15 protein-coding genes are annotated in these 17,146 nt (G+C 40.4%); 11 read left to right on the forward strand and 4 right to left on the reverse strand.

From position 1 onward, the window contains the following. Position 1: 1 nt before the first annotated feature. From SP60_RS04515 to SP60_RS04530, 4 genes are all read left to right on the forward strand, one after another. Entirely contained in the window at positions 2-775 is a 774-nt protein-coding gene (locus SP60_RS04515; RefSeq protein WP_053951491.1) for a TatD family hydrolase, read from the forward strand. Continuing rightward, a complete protein-coding gene (locus tag SP60_RS04520) occupies positions 775-1,686 on the forward strand; it encodes an RluA family pseudouridine synthase (protein ID WP_053951492.1) in 912 nt (303 codons plus the stop codon). The genes SP60_RS04515 and SP60_RS04520 overlap by 1 nt, the downstream gene beginning before the upstream one ends. Beyond that, entirely contained in the window at positions 1,683-2,525 is an 843-nt protein-coding gene (gene ubiA, locus SP60_RS04525; RefSeq protein WP_053951493.1) for a 4-hydroxybenzoate octaprenyltransferase, read from the forward strand. The genes SP60_RS04520 and ubiA overlap by 4 nt, the downstream gene beginning before the upstream one ends. 169 nt (positions 2,526-2,694) lie before the next feature. Continuing rightward, positions 2,695-2,925, forward strand: coding sequence for a hypothetical protein (locus tag SP60_RS04530; RefSeq protein ID WP_053951494.1), 231 nt, complete (start codon positions 2,695-2,697; stop codon positions 2,923-2,925). Between the two features lie 53 nt (positions 2,926-2,978). Here the strand turns inward: SP60_RS04530 and SP60_RS04535 are convergent, their stop codons facing one another. Further along, a complete protein-coding gene (locus SP60_RS04535; RefSeq protein WP_053951495.1) occupies positions 2,979-3,731 on the reverse strand; it encodes a YdcF family protein in 753 nt (250 codons plus the stop codon). Positions 3,732-3,740: 9 nt separating this feature from the next. Then, on the reverse strand, positions 3,741-4,556 hold the full coding sequence (gene dapD / locus SP60_RS04540) for a 2,3,4,5-tetrahydropyridine-2,6-dicarboxylate N-succinyltransferase (protein WP_053952220.1): 816 nt from the start codon (positions 4,554-4,556) through the stop codon (positions 3,741-3,743). 154 nt (positions 4,557-4,710) lie between these two features. On the opposite strand from dapD, the gene ccoG reads away from it, so the two are divergent. Next, positions 4,711-6,108: a cytochrome c oxidase accessory protein CcoG gene (gene ccoG / locus SP60_RS04545; protein ID WP_053951496.1), complete on the forward strand. Its 1,398-nt coding sequence runs from the start codon at positions 4,711-4,713 to the stop codon at positions 6,106-6,108. Then, positions 6,105-6,581: a FixH family protein gene (locus tag SP60_RS04550; protein ID WP_053951497.1), complete on the forward strand. Its 477-nt coding sequence runs from the start codon at positions 6,105-6,107 to the stop codon at positions 6,579-6,581. Before ccoG ends, SP60_RS04550 begins: the two co-directional genes overlap by 4 nt. A 3-nt stretch (positions 6,582-6,584) precedes the next feature. Here SP60_RS04550 and SP60_RS04555 read toward each other — a convergent pair whose 3' ends face one another. Then, a complete protein-coding gene (locus SP60_RS04555) occupies positions 6,585-7,304 on the reverse strand; it encodes an ATP-binding cassette domain-containing protein (protein WP_053951498.1) in 720 nt (239 codons plus the stop codon). A 71-nt stretch (positions 7,305-7,375) separates the two neighbouring features. Here SP60_RS04555 and polA point away from each other — a divergent pair, with 71 nt between their 5' ends. From polA to SP60_RS04570, 3 genes are read left to right on the forward strand one after another with little or no spacing between them, the layout of a single operon-like run. After that, positions 7,376-10,102: a DNA polymerase I gene (gene polA / locus SP60_RS04560; protein ID WP_053951499.1), complete on the forward strand. Its 2,727-nt coding sequence runs from the start codon at positions 7,376-7,378 to the stop codon at positions 10,100-10,102. A 29-nt stretch (positions 10,103-10,131) separates the two neighbouring features. After that, a complete protein-coding gene (gene argS / locus SP60_RS04565) occupies positions 10,132-11,835 on the forward strand; it encodes an arginine--tRNA ligase (RefSeq protein ID WP_053952221.1) in 1,704 nt (567 codons plus the stop codon). Between the two features lie 19 nt (positions 11,836-11,854). Continuing rightward, positions 11,855-15,013: a UvrD-helicase domain-containing protein gene (locus SP60_RS04570; RefSeq protein ID WP_053951500.1), complete on the forward strand. Its 3,159-nt coding sequence runs from the start codon at positions 11,855-11,857 to the stop codon at positions 15,011-15,013. 45 nt (positions 15,014-15,058) lie between these two features. Here SP60_RS04570 and thiE read toward each other — a convergent pair whose 3' ends face one another. Further along, positions 15,059-15,634, reverse strand: a complete 576-nt coding sequence (gene thiE, locus SP60_RS04575; RefSeq protein WP_053951501.1) for a thiamine phosphate synthase — start codon at positions 15,632-15,634, stop codon at positions 15,059-15,061. Between the two features lies 1 nt (position 15,635). Here thiE and lptC point away from each other — a divergent pair, with 1 nt between their 5' ends. Then, complete coding sequence (gene lptC, locus SP60_RS04580; RefSeq protein WP_233487231.1) at positions 15,636-16,583, forward strand: LPS export ABC transporter periplasmic protein LptC; 948 nt, start codon at positions 15,636-15,638, stop codon at positions 16,581-16,583. A 25-nt stretch (positions 16,584-16,608) separates the two neighbouring features. Beyond that, the gene (lptA, locus tag SP60_RS04585) at positions 16,609-17,061 is read left to right on the forward strand and encodes a lipopolysaccharide transport periplasmic protein LptA (RefSeq protein ID WP_233487233.1); all 453 of its coding nucleotides are present in this window, start codon (positions 16,609-16,611) and stop codon (positions 17,059-17,061) included. The last annotated feature ends 85 nt before the right edge of the window (positions 17,062-17,146 follow it).

The following is a 17,146-nucleotide window of genomic DNA, read 5'->3' on the forward strand; positions in this document are numbered from 1 at the left end:
GATGCATATTGTCGATTCCCATTGCCATATAGACCGTGTTGATTTTGAGCAGTTTGGCGGTAGCATTGAGAGTATGCTGGCGCATGCAAACGAAATGTCTGTTAAAGAGTTTCTCTGTGTTTGTATTGATTTAGAGCATTTTGATGAAGTCTTTTCGCTCGCTAAAAATCATACACCGATTTATGCCTCTGTCGGCGTACATCCAACTGAACAAGAAGGTCAAGATCCAAGTGTTGATGAGTTATTAACCTTGGCAAAACATGAGAAAATTATCGCTATCGGCGAAACAGGACTGGATTATTTTCATGTTGAAAAAGAATCTGCAGATTGGCAGCGAGATCGTTTCAGGCGTCATATTGCTGCGTCTAATCAATCGGCTAAACCGATGATTATTCATACGCGAGATGCCAAAGCCGACACCATTCAAATTATGACTGAGGAAAAAGCACAAGCGGGTGTTATGCATTGCTTTTCTGAAGATTGGGCAACCGCCAAAGCGGCACTTGATTTGGGTTTTTACATTTCATTTTCTGGGATTATCACTTTCAAAAGTGCAGGTGCATTGCGCGAAGTGGCTAAAAAAGTACCTGCAGATCGACTTCTTGTAGAGACAGATGCACCTTATTTAACCCCTGTTCCAAATCGTGGCAAGCCTAATTCCCCGGCTTATACTTATTATGTTGCGCAAAAATTGGCCGAAATTCGAGGTGTGAGTGTTGAAGAGATTGCAGGCGCTACCACTCAAAATTTTAAGCGTTTGTTCTTTTCCAGCTAATGGCCGTTTCTTTTCAAACAATTGACGAATTTTCTCAAGGCCAACGCCTAGATAATTTTTTAGTTAAGATTCTTAAAGGCGTTCCAAAATCTCATATTTATCGTGTTATTCGTAAAGGCGAAGTGCGAGTGAACAAGGGCAGGAAAAAAGCAGACTACAAACTGCAACTAGATGATGTTGTGCGCATTCCACCTATTAATGTGAGTGAGAAAAAACCTGTACATGTTTCGGATAGTCTAAAGAAAGTCTTATTAGACGCTATTATTTACGAAGACAAGGGTTTGCTCATTGTTAATAAGCCAAGTGGCGTGGCAGTTCATAGTGGCAGCGGCGTCGATACTGGTGTGATTGAGGCGCTCAGATCAGTATATAAAGAGCCTATTGAGCTGGTGCATCGTCTTGATCGAGCAACCTCAGGTGTCCTGTTGATTGCTAAAAAACGCAGTGTGCTGAAAAATTTGCATGAGCAGCTGGCAAAACACGAGATGGAAAAACGCTATACCGCTTTAGTGAAAGGTGTTTGGTCAAAAAAACGCCACACCATTGATGCACCGCTTTATCAAAATTCAAGATATACGGTTGTGGATAGCAAGGGCAAGCATGCGGTTAGTCATTTTCAGCCACTTAAAAATTTTACTCAAGAGGGCTTTGCTGCTTCCTTGGTCGAAGTGACGATTGAAACAGGGCGCACGCACCAAATACGTGCGCATGCGCAATATGCTGAGCATGCGATTGCGTGTGATGATAAGTACGGTGATAAAGAGTTTGATCGACAAGTCAAGTTTCGAGGGCTTAAGCGTTTATTTTTACACGCACACCAGCTCACTTTTACCAATCCATTAACCGGCGATATTCAAAAAGTGAGTGCACCATTGTCGATTGAATTGAAACAATTTTTAAACAAACTATGAATGCTTACTTCCGCTTGATGCGCCTAGATAAGCCTGTTGGTATTTACTTGCTTTTATGGCCGACTCTGTGGGCATTGTTTTTAGCTGAAGATGGCTGGCCAGAACCTAGGCTATTGGTTATTTTTATATTGGGTGTAGTATTGATGCGTTCAGCAGGCTGCGTGATTAATGATTATGCTGATCGAAAAATTGACCAATTTGTAAAGCGCACTCAGCATCGCCCGATTACGTCCGGGGAAATTTCAGCGAAAAATGCATTGCTATTATTTTTTGGATTGGTTGTCATGGCTTTTGGGCTGGTATTGTTTACCAACATCTTGACGATTAAACTGGCTTTTATAGCGGTATTTTTAGCAACTTTATATCCATTTACCAAGCGCTGGACGCACCTACCTCAATTTGTTCTAGGGGCGGCTTTTGCTATGAGTGTGCCCATGGCATTTTCAGCAAGTAGTGGCGTGGTACCAAGCGCCGCTTGGTGGGTTTTTTCAGCGACGCTTATCTGGACAGTGATTTATGACACCATGTACGCTATGGCAGATCGAGAAGAGGATTTAAAAATTGGGGTAAAGTCTACCGCGGTTTTATTTGCACATTACGATCGCCTGATTTTGGCTGGATTACAAATAGCGCTTATTGGTGTCTTGTTAACAATTTCAGAAATTTTTAAAATGGATGTTTTTTACGATATTTCTGTTGTTTTGAGCGCTATATTAATGATTTATCATCAATTTTTAATCAAAAATCGAGAAAAAACAGCCTGTTTTCAAGCTTTTTTGTATAATAATTACATTGGACTGCTAATTTTTATCGGAATAGCGCTATCTGTGAACCAATAGCTGTTTCAGCGTTAAAAATTTCGCATTTTTTCAAAATATAGTGTCATAAATACCACTTTTTGGCAGTTTTTCATCAAAAAAGCTTGACATTAGTCAAAAAACACTCTAAATTGTTAACAATCCGATCATAAAGGTTGGGTTGTTAATATAACTAAAAAGAGAGGAAACTATGTTTGATACTATTATAGGTACAATCAAAAAACTAACCGAAGCAGGTATTGCGTTAATCGCTTTAGCTGTTGTGGTTCAGGTAATCTTCGGTACAGGTGCTACAGGTGTGCCGTTTATTGGTGGCGATGTTATCGGCACCATTACGGGCATCGTGGCTAGTCTTGGCTCACACGGGCTAGTTGGCCTAGCATCCGTTGCTGTGATCTACGCTTTGTTCACGCGCCAGTAATTAACAACATAAACAACCAAAAAAAACCCGCCGAAAGGCGGGTTTTTTTTGGTTTAATGAATTAAATAAGCCCAGGCAATGCCTAAAAATTCATGAATAGCAATTTGTGTTTTTTTGAAATCACTGATATTTGGTAGTGTTAACCAAGACTTGTTACTGCCATGAAAGTCAGTAGGTGCTGCGATAGGATTCATGCCCAAGCTGTTAAATATCATCATAGCTCTAGGCATGTGAGAGGCAGAAGTAACTAAAATAAATGGTTTATTATTGGTGATATCTTGAATAAAAACAGCTTCTTCCTTAGTGTCTCTTGGGTGGCCACTAATAATAATATTTTGAGTGTCAATACCTATAATTTTTGCAATTTCAGCATTGATTATGGCATTGGGTGTTTGGTTTCCGGGTCCAGCATAGCCTGTAAAAACTAGGCTTAATTTAGGATTGTTAAGCTGTTTGAAAATTCTAGCGCCTTCAAGAGTTCTTTTTAACCCAGAAGAGCTAATTTGGCTCGATATAGGCTGATTATCATCTTCATGATGACCACTCCCCAGTACATGAATATAGTGAATATCATCACTTTCACTATATTTGGTATATTGACTTTCTAGTTGTTTAACGAGGGTGTTAGCAATTGGCGGATAGCTAAAAACGAACAACAGGACTAAAGAAAAGCTTAATAGTACTTTTGCCTTTGAGTAATTAGATTTATATAGAAAAAACAATCCTAATAAAGACAGAGAAAGAATCAATCCTAATGGCTCAATAAAGAAGGCAATAGCTTTCTTTATTGAAAATAAAACTTCCATTAACAGAAGTTAAATTCCTCTTAGCAGTTCATTAATGCTAGTTTTAGAGCGTGTTTTAGCGTCTACTTGTTTAACGATAACTGCGCAATACAGTGAGTAAGACCCATCTTTAGAAGGTAGGTTGCCTGAAACAACTACAGAGCCTGCAGGAATGCGACCATAGCTAACTTCTCCTGTTGCACGATTAAAGATTTTGGTAGATTGGCCAATGTAAACACCCATTGAAATCACAGAGCCTTCCTCAACAATCACACCTTCAACAACTTCTGAGCGAGCGCCAATAAAACAGTTGTCTTCAATAATGGTTGGGCTGGCCTGAAGTGGCTCTAAAACACCACCAATACCAACACCACCAGAAAGGTGAACGTTTTTACCAATTTGTGCACATGAGCCAACCGTTGCCCAAGTGTCAACCATAGTGCCAGAATCGACGTAGGCGCCAATGTTAACGTAAGACGGCATAAGTACAGTATCTTGAGCAATGTATGAGCCACGACGCGCGCTTGCTGGTGGCACGACGCGCACACCTGTTGCTTTAAATTCATCGGCAGACATGTCAGCAAATTTAGAAGGGACCTTGTCATAGTACTGAGTAAAGCCACCTTGCATAGGCGTGTTATCTTCAATTCTAAAAGAAAGTAGTACAGCTTTTTTAAGCCATTCGTTTACTGTCCATTCGCCGACACTTTGTCGCTCAGCAACACGAGCCTCACCTGAATCAAGCATGCGAATTGCTTCATTAACGGCCTGCTTAACTTCAGGCGTGACATTTTGTGGGTTGATATTTGCTCTATCTTCAAAAGCTGCTTCGATAATCTCTTTCATGGTCATTTTGGTCGTAAAAATTGGACATTATATCAGATGCGTGTTTTTAATAGGTGCTGGCAGTTTTATGGTCTTTAATTGATTGAAATCAAGAAAAAAAACAGGAAAAATGTTATGATGTTGCAGTTCTTCTAAACACCGATAAAAAGTAGCTATGAGTGATAATAAAATCCAACTTGAAAATTTGTATGAAGAGGGTGATCAATGGGTTCAAAACCTAGGTGATGAAACCATTCATGCAAAACGCATGGGCGGCATATTTCGCAACTTTAAGTGGTTGGCTATTATTTTTTGGACACCATTTTTTATCGGCCCATATTTGACTTGGAACGATAAGCAGGCCATCCTTTTTGATATGGAAAATAGACAATATCATTTGTTCGATATTACCATTTTCCCACAGGATATTTGGATGTTAACCATGGTCTTGTTATTCTTAGCAATTTTGCTAGCAGCGATGACTACCGTGCTTGGGCGCGTTTTTTGTGGTTATTTTTGTTTCCAAACGATTTGGACAGATATTTTTACCTGGGTAGAGACTAAGGTTGAAGGTACGCCAATGAAGCGCCGCAAGCTAGATAAGGCGCCTATGAGTTTTTACAAGCTAAAAACCAAGCTGATTAAGCATGCTATTTGGATGTCCATCGCCCTGTTTTCTGGCGTTACTTGGATGTTGTATTTTGGCGTAACTTGGGCGGATTATTTCAATGCAGATATTAGCACCATCACTTTAACAATCACCGTTACGATTGCGTCAGGTGCTTATATTTTTGCCGGATTTATGCGCGAACAAACTTGTCTGTGGGTTTGTCCGTATGCGCGTATTCAGGGTGCGATGGTAGACAACCAGAGTGTTATGCCCACTTATGATCATTATCGTGGTGAAAATCGGGGCAAATTGAAAAAAGGCGAATTTGTTGACGGTAATGGAGATTGTATTGATTGCAATCAATGTGTGGCCGTGTGCCCAACGGGTGTTGATATTCGCAAGGGTCAAGAGTATGGTTGTATTACTTGCGGCTTGTGTATCGATGCGTGTGACTCAGTGATGGAAAAAGTGGGTAAGCCAAAAGGCTTAATTCGCTATACTTCTTTAGCTGAGCTGGAGTATAAGCAAGCGCCTAAGCCACTGTATAAAAGACCGCGAGTGATTGTTTATGGTTCAATTTTAGTGGCTGCTTTATCGATACTGGCTTATGGCATGAGCACTTTAGCTCCAATGGATTTAAAAGTTTTACATGATAGACAGCCATTGTTTGTGCAGTTGTCAGATGGCTCTATTCGTAATAAATATGAGCTTAAAGTGATGAACAAAACTGATAAAGATATGCAGGTTGATATTAGCTTTGAAAGTCCAATTAAAGGGCTGAAATTCAAAAATTCATTAGATTTAGTCACTATTCCGACAGGTAACGTTAAATCTATTTTTGTTTATTTGTCTGCTTATGAAAATAATGTGGGTGATGATTATGAGGTAACTTTTGTGGTTAAAGGCGCGCAATCTACATTAGAATATAAGACTTCATTTTTCACTCCGAGAAGCATGCGATGAGCGTACAAAAATCCCCAGTAATGATGTTAATGTTGGTGCTGTTTGTTGCCTTAGTTGGTGCAACAGTTTGGCGCATTATAACTGCCCTAGAGACGCACCCAGGCTTGGTAGTGGCTGATGCGTATGAGACAGGCGAACGCTATGGTAGTACCTTAAAAAAGCGTAACGAGCTCATTCAGCAAGGCTGGAAGCTAGAGCTAGTCTTGCCTGAAACCATTACTCATGGCGTTAAGCAAACTTATCGTGCCATTAGCACCAAGCAAGCGGTGCGCCTGAATAAGGCAGATGCCACGGCTTATTTTTACCGACCATTGGAAATGAAGCATGATTTTTCAATGCCGATGACTAAAACCAGCGACGGCGCTTATCAGCTAGAAGTTAGCTTGCCACTTAAAGGGCGTTGGGATTTGTTGGTTGAGATATCTAAAGGTAGTTTTCTGCAGCAAAATTCTGCACGTATGTTTGCAGAGTAAGCTTTAATCCTCGTGGCAGTGATTGTGGTGATGTTCATAAGTTGCCATTAATTCATCCATTTGGTCAGAGAATAGGTCGTTAAATTGAGCGTCTTTTAGGATTGATTCTGGCTGGCCCATGCAGCAAATATGGTGATAAAGGCACAATACCTGAGTAGATTCTTTCATCACGCGATGTAAGTCGTGTGAAACCATTAGCACTGCGCAACCTTGTTGTTGATGAATATCCTGAATAAGCTTATACAGGTGCATTTGACCATTGACATCTAGATTTTGAGCCGGCTCATCTAAAATGAGTACATTGGGTTTGGCGAGTAAGGCTCTTGCAAGTAATACCCGCTGCATCTCACCTCCCGACAAACTTTTTAGCTCACTAGCAAGAATTGGCTCAATGCCGGTTAATTGGGCGGTATCTGCTAAAAAATCTGCACTGACTTTCTGATTTAGCTTTAAAAACCCAGTAACAGTAATCGGAATAAACTCATTCGGAATAAATTTTTGTGGGGTGTAGCCGAGTCGAACTTTGCTTGATTTTTTAACACTACCCGAATCTGGCTTAATCAAGCCTAGTAAAATTTTAATTAAGGAGCTTTTGCCAGCACCATTCGGACCAATGAGGGTAATAAATTCACCGGCTTTAAGCTCAAAACTTACTTGATCCAAAACTGATTTTGTGTGGTGGCTCAGACTAACTTGGTCAACATGGATGAGTGTTTCTGACATAGACTTAAAAATTGCTAAAGTAATGTTATTTTACAACTTAAGCAGCAGATAAAAATTGGTAAAATTAGCGCATGTCACATAAGCTCATATTACTAGATGGCTCGGCTTTTTTGTTCCGCGCCTACTTCTCTACACTCAAACAGCACCTAAGCAATCAAGAGGGTTTTCCAACGGGTGCCATGTTTGGCGTGGTAAACGCCATTAAGCGTTTGCAAAGACAGTACCCTGAAGCCAAGCTAATTGCTATTTTTGATGCTAAAGGTAAAAACTTTCGTCATGAACTCTATCCGCAATACAAAGCCCACAGAAAGCCAGCAGATGATGATTTAGTGATGCAAATCGAGCCTTTGTATGAGATTATTCGCGCTATGGGTTTTCATTTTATGTGTGTACCTGGCGTAGAAGCAGACGATGTTATTGCCACGTTGAGTCGTTGCGCTGATCAGCATAGTATTAAAACCATGATTGCCAGTGGTGATAAAGATTTAATGCAGCTGGTGAGTGAAAATATCTCTCAATTAGATATGACTGGCAGTACTTATAATCGCGATGGTGTGATTGAAAAAATGGGTGTCGCACCTGAGAAGATTTTAGATCTATTGGCGCTTACGGGTGATAGTGCTGACAACATTCCTGGCGTACCAAGTGTTGGCCCCAAAACGGCTATCAAATGGCTTCAGGCATATCGAGATCTTGACGGCATTAAAGAAAATGCACATGAGATTAAAGGTAAAGTGGGCGAAAAGCTACGCGACAATTTCGATTTATTAGACTTATCTCACCGATTGGTGAGTCTGAAATTTGACGTAGACTTACCTTGTAATATTTTAGAAAGCGAGCCAGGTGAGGATAGTGCTAAATTAGCTGATTTGTATCTGCAGTATGGGTTTTCCATGTGGCATAAGCAGTTAGGAGATGTGGATACTTCTTCTGCGAATGAAACTGCCGAACAGCCGCATGAAGTCTCTAAGCCTGCACAAAGTTTACTAGAGGGTTATTCACAAACCACTGTATTAGATGAGGCGATATTTACCACTATGGTCGAGCGCCTCAAGCGCTGTAAGCGTTTTGTGGTAGATTTGGAAACCAACTCGCTGGATTACATGAATGCCAAAATTGTAGGCTGGGTCTTTTTAATTGAACGCGATAGTTTTTATATCCCTGTTGCTCATGATTATTTAGACGCACCTAAGCAATTGGACTTTTCCAAGGTTATGGAAACGCTAAAACCTATTTTGGAAGAAGCGAGTATTGGCAAGGTAGGGCAAAATCTCAAATATGATGCCCATGTTTTGGCCAATTATCAAATTGATTTAAACGGCATTACAGATGACACAATGGTTAAGTCGTATGTGTTAAATTCAGTAGCAACACGCCACAATATGGACGATTTGTCTGAGCATTACCTGAACCACCAAACCATTGCGTTTTCTGAGGTAGCCGGCAAAGGTAAAAAACAAATTACCTTTAATCAAGTATCGTTAGAGGTGGCTAGCCCTTATGCTTGCGAAGATGTGATTGTGACAGATTTACTCAATCAGGTGTTGGATGAGAATTTGGCCCAGTATCCTAAGTTGGTTAAGCTATATCAGCGTATTGAACTGCCAATGGTTAAGGTGTTATTGGCGGTCGAGCGCAATGGTGTTAAGCTAGATGTGAGCTCGTTGAGTATGCAACAACTAGAGGTAAAATCTCAGATGGATCGCATTCAAGCGCAAGCATACGAGCTTGCAGGTGAGGTGTTCAACCTAGAATCACCTAAGCAAATACAGCAGATTTTGTTTTCTGAAGAAGGCTTGGGTTTGGAGCCGAAAAAGAAAACACCAAAAGGTGCACCCTCTACCAATGAAGAGGCGCTTAAGTTGCTAGACCATCCTTTAGTTGATTTGATTTTGAGCTATCGAACCCTAACCAAGCTCAACTCTACTTATTTAGAAGCACTACCCAAGCAAATTGATTTGCATACTCAGCGACTACACACCTCTTATCATCAGGCAGTGACAGCGACAGGGCGGCTATCTTCGTCTAATCCAAATTTGCAAAATATTCCTATTCGATCTGAGCTGGGTGCACGTATTCGTGGCGCCTTTGTGGCTAGTGAAGGCTGTGTGATTATTGCTGCGGATTATTCTCAAATTGAGCTAAGAATTATGGCGCATATCTCCCAAGATGTTAATTTATTAGACGCTTTTAAGCATGATCAGGATGTGCATAGTGCGACCGCTGCCACCATGTTTAAAGTGGCTATTGATGAAGTAACCAAGGAGCAACGTCGTCGAGCTAAGGCGATTAATTTTGGCCTGATTTATGGCATGAGCGCTTTTGGTTTGGCCAAGCAAATCGATGTTTCACGCACAGAGGCTAAAGAATATATTGATGCCTATTTTGAGAACTATCCAGGCGTGGCTCAGTACATGGAAGATACGCGAGAATCTGCTAAGATTCAAGGCTATGTTGAGACAATTATGGGCAGGAGGTTGTATCTGCCACAGATTAATGCTAAGAATAAAATGCTACAGCAGCATGCACTAAGAACAGCGATTAACGCACCAATGCAGGGCTCAAGTGCTGACATTATTAAAAAAGCCATGCTGGATGTGCATGACTGGATTGGTAAAAATAATAACGACATCAAAATGATTATGCAAGTGCATGATGAGTTAGTTTTTGAAGTGAGTGCTGATCAAGTAGAGGTGTTTTCTCAAAAAATAAAAGACTTAATGGAGGGTGCTGTTTTGCTCGATATCCCCTTAAAGGTGGATGTCGGCACGGGCAACTCTTGGCAACAAGCACACTAATTAAAAAAAAGACAAAAAACAGGTTTGATATGAAGCAACAATTACAACAACTCCTAACCCAGGCACTGCAAGCATTGATCGATGAGGGTGTTTTAGAAAGTGCGCCAAGCGAGATTCGACTGGATCATTCTAAGGACAAAACGCAAGGAGATTTTGCTTCGAATATTGCCATGGTTTTGTCTAAACAAGCTCGATGTGCTCCTAAGGTTTTGGCCGAAAAGATTGTGGCTAAACTGGCCAATGCCAGTGAAATTGATAAAGTGGAAATTGCTGGACCCGGTTTTATTAATTTTTTCATGTCTCAAGGTTCAAACAATCAGGTGTTGGAAGATATTTTGGCTCAAGGTGATGCCTTTGGTTTGTCTGATGTCGGCCAAGGTCAGCGTATTTTGCTGGAATTTGTCTCTGCTAATCCAACAGGGCCACTGCATGTGGGTCATGGTCGAGGTGCGGCTTATGGGGCGACAGTTTCTAATCTATTGCGCGCCGTTGGCTTTGAGGTGGATAACGAATACTATGTGAATGACGCTGGACGACAAATGGATATTTTGACAACGTCAGTTTATTTGCGCTATTGTGAGGTAAATATTTTCCCAGATAATGCTTATAAAGGCGATTACATTGTTGATATCGCCAAGCAAATTAGCGGTGTGGAAAAACACGATATTGCCAAAGGCGTGTGCAAGGATGAAAAAGACGGTGGCGACAAAGAAAAACATATTGATGAGCTGATTGCCAATTGTAAGAAAAAATTAGGAAAGGGTTATCAGCAGATTTTTAGATTGGCAATCGATAGCATTTTGGGCGGCATTAAGGCGGATTTATCTGAATTTGGCATTGAGTACAATCAATGGTTTTCAGAGCAATCTTTGGTAGATTCTGGTTTATCTGAAAAGACGGTTAAAGCGCTACAAGCATCCGGCCATATTTATGAAAAAGATGGCGCTTTATGGTTTAAAACCACAGATTTTGGCGACGATTTAGATCGTGTTGTGGTGCGTGACAACGGTATCCATACTTATTTTGCCTCGGACATTGCCTATCATTTAGAAAAGTTTGAGCGTGGTTATGACAAAATCATTAATATCTGGGGTTCAGATCATCATGGCTATATCGCTAGAGTTAAAGCGTCCATTGCAGCATTAGGGCATAATCCAGATAAGCTGGAAATTCTACTGGTGCAATTTGCCAACTTATATCGTGGTGGTGAAAAAGTTGCAATGTCAACCCGTAGCGGTTCATTTGTGACGCTGGAAGAGTTGCGTCATGAGGTCGGTAATGATGCAGCACGCTTTTTCTATGTACTGAGAAAATCAGAGCAACACATGGATTTTGACCTAGACTTGGCCAAATCCAAAACTAATGAAAACCCCGTATTCTATATTCAATATGCTCATGCACGTATTTGTTCGGTGCTTAAACAAGCGCAATCAACAAAAGATGATACTGCCGAATTATCGCGCCTAACCAGTGATACGGAAATGGCCTTAATTAAAGAATTAAATCGTTATAAAGGGGTTTTGCAGACCAGTGCCGTTAATTATGAGCCCCATGTTCTAGCCCATTATTTAAGAGATTTGGCCGGTGAATTTCATAGTTATTACAATAACAGTGAGTTTTTGGTGGATGAGGCTGAACTCCGAGAAACCAGGGTATTATTAATTAGAGCCGTCAAGCAAGTGCTGGCAAATGGTTTAGGAATTTTGGGCGTTAGCGCACCAGATTCTATGTAGGCTGGTATAGACTTTGAGCATGGATGACCAAGTACAGAGAGCTCAAGCCTTAGATACAACACGTTCTTTTTTAATTCAAGCGCCAGCAGGCTCGGGAAAAACCGAGTTACTAACGCAGCGCTACTTAAAACTCTTATCTATTAGTGACTCGCCAGAAGGCGTATTGGCCATGACATTTACCAAGAAAGCGGTGAGTGAGCTGAAAGCCAGAGTAATTGAAGCGCTCAAATCTGCTGCAAGTATACGCCCAGAGCAAGCACACAAACAAAAAACCTACGATTTGGCTGTGGCAGTATTAGCCCAGTCGAGTGCAAATGGCTGGGATTTAATTAACATGCCACAGCGACTCAAAATCTCTACTATTGATGGTTTGTCGAGTTTAATTACTAACCGCTATCCACAGCCAAAATCCTGGGTTAATAAGCAAATTATTACCCAGGTTTGGCAGCAAGATAACCTCTATCTGCAAGCGGCTGAGCAGACGCTACTGAGTATTGATACTAAGGAATTTGGTCCGTGTATACGCAACACGCTATTGTATTTGGATAATCATGTAAATCGTTTTTATCAGCTGATAACCTCTATGCTGAAAAAGCGCGATCAGTGGCTAAACAAACTCTATTTGCAAGATACGTTAAATATTCAAAATTTAGAAAATAGTGCGGCCATTATTATTAACCGTCATTTAGAGCAATTGTTAGCGCAGGCTGAGCCTCATTTTAACACTGAGTTTTTCACTGCACTGGATGTCAATACGCAGGCAGATATAGCCAGTATTGGCCAACTGCCAACTGCGAGTGTTGATAGCCTGCCTCAATGGAAAATTTTGGCTAATTTTTGCCTTACAACTTCGGGTGATTGGCGTAAACAACTCACTAAAGCTAACGGTTTTCCACCAGAACTGAAGGATCAAAAACAAGCTGCACTTGAGGTCTTGGCAGAATTAGCCAATCAACCCGCCTTACAAACACTACTCTATAACGTGCATAAGCTGCCAGATGTGAATTTTGATACGACACAAATCCAAGCGTTGGATGATATCGCCCAAGTCTTAAAAATTGCAGTTGCCCAGCTACGTGTTTTATTTGATGAGCAACAAGTCACTGATTTTATTCAAGTGGCACTTGATGCAGACCAAGCATTAAGCCAACAGGAAGCGAGCGATATCGCCTTATTTTTAGACTATAAGATTCAGCATTTACTGGTTGATGAATTTCAAGATACATCCAGTACGCAGTTTTCCCTGATTGAAAAATTGATTGCAAGCTGGCAGCCAAATGACCACAGAACTTTGTTTTTGGTGGGCGACCCTATGCAGTCAATTTACCTATTTAGACAATCTCAAGTGGGATTGTTTTTACAGGTGCGCGCCCAAGGTATTGCCAATATTCGCCCTGAATTTTTACAATTAACCACCAATTTTCGCTCTTCAAAAGCCGTGGTGGAAGCTAACAATGAGATTTTCGCTAAAATATTTCCTGCGCAAGAAGACGCCTACTTGGGTGCTATTTGCTATTCACCTTCTGTGGCTGCGAATGATCATCTGGATCCAGCCATTCACATGCATGCTTGCGCCTATCAGGAAGATGAGCGTGAAGCGCAAATTGTTTTAGATCTTATTCAAAATAATCCAAGTAAACAGATTGCTGTTTTGGTTAGAAGTCGCTCTCATTTAAAACATATTGTGCCCAAACTAAAAGCGGCAGGTGTTGGGTTTGAGGCGCTTAAAACCACACCTCTCAAGGAAGAATTATTCACTAAGGATTTATTAAGCCTCACCCGTGCTTTATTACATTTAGGTGATAAAACTGCCTGGCTTAGTTTGTTACGAGCGCCTTGGTGTGGGCTTCTATTAGAAGATTTATTGATACTATCTCAAAGTGATGATCAAGTCATTTTAGAATTGATTTCCAATCAAAAAGTATTGCAAAGTCTTAGTGAAGATGGGCAAAAACGTGCGCATCATATTGCCATGGCTTTAGAACAGGCTACTGGGCAACGTGCAAGATTTGGTTTTGCGCAAACCCTTGAATTCGCGCTATACCAACTTATGCCAAAGTTGAGTTTGTCGGTTAAAGAGTCGATGATTAAAGACCAATTTATGCAAATTATTCATGAATGTGAATCACAGCAACAGCTTAATATTGGCACCATTAATCAAATGTTAGCTGAGCTTTATGCGCCGAGCGCACCTGCTCGTGTTCAGCTGATGACTATTCACGAGTCTAAAGGCCTAGAGTTTGATTGGGTGATTATGCCTGGACTCGGAAAATCCTCAAAAAGCAATCAATCACCTATTATTCATTTGCAGCAGTCGCCCGACCAATCTTTATTATTAGCCCCGATGAAGTCGTATGTACACACTCAACAGAGTGCCACGTATGAGTACCTTAAATATGTTGAGTCTCAGCAAAATAACAATGAAACCTTGCGTCTACTATATGTTGCGATGACGCGTGCTAAGCAGGCTATTCACTTGTTGGGCACTGTTAGCAGAAGCAATAAAGCCAGTAAAAATACTTTTCTGGCTTTATTGGCGTCGAAATTCCAGCCACAGTTTGATGAAGTTAGACCGACAGTCATCGAGACAGATCAAGTGGAAAAAGTGGCGCCAGCATTAGTGCGTTATGTAGAGCTTTCCGATTATCAACAGCTTGAAGATTTTGCCCATGAGCGTCTTGATTTACAGCTGAGTATTGAGTTGCAATTTAAAAGTTTGTTAGGCACTTTGCTGCATCAATATTATGAACAAGGGCAATTCTCACCTGATCAATCCAGTATTAAACTGCGACTGATAGAGGCTGGATTTGCTCAACAGGATTTAGACCAGCAGGCAGCGCTTATTACGCATATGCTTAATCAGACTCAGCAAGATCCGCAGTTTGAGTGGCTTTTTAAAGTTCGAGAATCCACCCAAGTTGAGGCTGAGTTTATCATTGATAATCGTAGTATTATTATTGACCGGTTGTTTATTGCGGATGATATTTTATGGATTATTGATTTTAAAACCGCCATTCGATCAGAGCATGAGTCAATCGATCAATTTGTTAACAGACAAAAATTGGCGCATACTAAGCAATTATTATTCTATAAACAGGCGCTTGCAAATATTTATTCGAACGATATTCAATGCGCGCTATACTGCCCTGCTGTGCAGAAAATCATACAAATTAATTAACCGTTAAAATTTAGAAAATTTTACAATTCATCTTATTAACGTGTTTTATTTGAACAAGGTATTAATCATTGCCACCGCATCACAGCCTGCATCTAACGCTTGTTGTTGATTGTTAAAATCAATACCACCAATACCCACAATAGGAATATTGAGCACCGCTTTTGCTTTGGTAATAGTGTCGAGTGAGCACTTAGGCGCATCCGGCTTAGTGTTAGATGGAAATAGCGCACCAAAAGCCACGTAGTTTGCCCCTTGGTGCTGTGCCTTTATTGATAAATCAATATGGTTATAACAAGACACGCCAATAATGGCACGCTCGCCTAATTGTTGGCGTGCGTATTGTATAGTGCTGTCATTTTTTCCCAAATGGACACCGTCGGCATCGACTTTTTGAGCTAGGTTAATATCATCATTGATGATAAATAAAGTATGATGTTGTAAACACAATTGGCGTAGTTTTGTTGCCTCTCTGAGTTTGAGATCAGCATCAATGCTCTTACGTCGATACTGCAAAATGCTGATATGATGCTGAGTTATTATTTTTTCAATTTGATCGAGGTTAAGAGAAATATCGGGGGTAATGGCGTAAATACCACGGATTTTTTCAACTGAATTTGACATAATGAATTTTCAATTAAGGCACAATTTATTAATTACCGTCTTCATTATAGTGACTATCGCTACTATGTGGCTTTTGATGCGCGGCCTGTCTTATTCATTTGAGCAGTTGAGTTCTGCTGATGTTATTGAATTGGACAAGCGTCAAGCGCCTGTCGAGAAGGCCTATGTAGAAAAAATTGATAACTTTGCACTGCAAGAATTTGACATCCAACAACATCTATCTCATTTTGTTGAGGCAGATAATTACTATAATTTTAAAGATGAGCCAGCTTTGTTGGTCAATCCTAAAGTGACAACTTATGATCAAAATGGTGTGCTGAATTACATCTTAACCTCTAAGCGTGCGCATTATTTAGAGAGTGGTGAGGTGAGTTTTAAGGGAGAGGTAGATATCTCGTCAAGTAGTGGGATTAGTCATAAAATGAATACTCAAGAGTTATTGGTTAACACCAATACGGACAATCTTTTAAGTCGTAAAGAAGTGACTTATCTAGGTGAAAATACCAAAATCATCTCTGAAGGTATGACTCTGCAGGCTAAGACCGATAAAATGCAGCTCACTGGCGATACGGTTATTCATCAAGACAGTGGCCAAAAAGTACTCACTAAAGATTTGCATATTGATCAATCCAATCAGCAAAAACACTATTACTCAGATAATAAAACAACCTACTTATCTACAGAAAACAAGATTTATGCACAAGGCATGGATATGCAAAATCAAACAACTCAATTGTTGGGGCAAGTTAATATTTTGCAAAATTCAGGATCGACTATTGATACTAAAGATTTGACGGTTGATCAGTCAAACGATGTAGAGATATATAAAACAGATAACAGTATTCATTACCAATCAAGTGTGGCGGATATTCGTGCCCAAGGTATGCACTATGATGCCGCTCAACAAAAAATCCAATTTACAGGTGGCGTGGTAGGGCAGTATGATTAATAAGCTATTTTTGATTCTCTGCCTCATGCCTAGCATTGCCATAGCCTTGTCAAATGATGCCGAACAACCGATCAAGGTCAAGGCTCAAACGGTACTTATTGATGAAAAAAAAGGCCTGAGTGTGTATACCGGTAAAGCCAGTGTGGTCCAGGGTTCGTTAATTTTGAGCGCTGAGAAAATCCGTCTGTTTAGCAATCAAACAGAAGTCACCAAAGTGATCGCCAAGGGCAATAAAAAACAGCGCGCACATTACCAACAAAGCCAACCAAATCAGCCGCGTTTTATTGAAGCGACAGCAGATAATATTACCTATCTAATTCGTCAGGAATTGGTACGCTTAAGAGGTCATGCGCATTTGGTGCAAGGCTTTGACTCGTTTAGTGGCGGGACATTAGATTATGATATTAAAAACGATAAAGTCATTGCTAACAAGTCTAAAGACGGCACTCAAAGAGTCAAGTTTAAAATTAAACTTTAGCTTATATATCATTAGGGATATATAAACGTATCTCTATATCGAGGTCGTGTCAAAAATCAGAGTAGGTATAATTTTCTATCTTTAA

Origin of the sequence: Candidatus Thioglobus autotrophicus (genome assembly GCF_001293165.1) — a bacterium.
Taxonomy (GTDB): domain Bacteria; phylum Pseudomonadota; class Gammaproteobacteria; order PS1; family Pseudothioglobaceae; genus Thioglobus_A; species Thioglobus_A autotrophicus.

Bases quoted from the DNA above. Each gene is read 5' to 3' on its own strand.
- lptC (WP_233487231.1), top strand. From the start codon at position 15,636: ATGAATTTTCAATTAAGGCACAATTTATTAATTACCGTCTTCATTATA.
- ccoG (WP_053951496.1), top strand. From the start codon at position 4,711: ATGAGTGATAATAAAATCCAACTTGAAAATTTGTATGAAGAGGGTGAT.
- lptA (WP_233487233.1), top strand. From the start codon at position 16,609: ATGCCTAGCATTGCCATAGCCTTGTCAAATGATGCCGAACAACCGATC.
- argS (WP_053952221.1), top strand. From the start codon at position 10,132: ATGAAGCAACAATTACAACAACTCCTAACCCAGGCACTGCAAGCATTG.
- polA (WP_053951499.1), top strand. From the start codon at position 7,376: ATGTCACATAAGCTCATATTACTAGATGGCTCGGCTTTTTTGTTCCGC.
- SP60_RS04555 (WP_053951498.1), bottom strand. From the start codon at position 7,304: ATGTCAGAAACACTCATCCATGTTGACCAAGTTAGTCTGAGCCACCAC.
- SP60_RS04535 (WP_053951495.1), bottom strand. From the start codon at position 3,731: ATGGAAGTTTTATTTTCAATAAAGAAAGCTATTGCCTTCTTTATTGAG.
- SP60_RS04515 (WP_053951491.1), top strand. From the start codon at position 2: ATGCATATTGTCGATTCCCATTGCCATATAGACCGTGTTGATTTTGAG.
- SP60_RS04530 (WP_053951494.1), top strand. From the start codon at position 2,695: ATGTTTGATACTATTATAGGTACAATCAAAAAACTAACCGAAGCAGGT.
- dapD (WP_053952220.1), bottom strand. From the start codon at position 4,556: ATGAAAGAGATTATCGAAGCAGCTTTTGAAGATAGAGCAAATATCAAC.
- SP60_RS04570 (WP_053951500.1), top strand. From the start codon at position 11,855: ATGGATGACCAAGTACAGAGAGCTCAAGCCTTAGATACAACACGTTCT.
- SP60_RS04520 (WP_053951492.1), top strand. From the start codon at position 775: ATGGCCGTTTCTTTTCAAACAATTGACGAATTTTCTCAAGGCCAACGC.
- thiE (WP_053951501.1), bottom strand. From the start codon at position 15,634: ATGTCAAATTCAGTTGAAAAAATCCGTGGTATTTACGCCATTACCCCC.
- ubiA (WP_053951493.1), top strand. From the start codon at position 1,683: ATGAATGCTTACTTCCGCTTGATGCGCCTAGATAAGCCTGTTGGTATT.
- SP60_RS04550 (WP_053951497.1), top strand. From the start codon at position 6,105: ATGAGCGTACAAAAATCCCCAGTAATGATGTTAATGTTGGTGCTGTTT.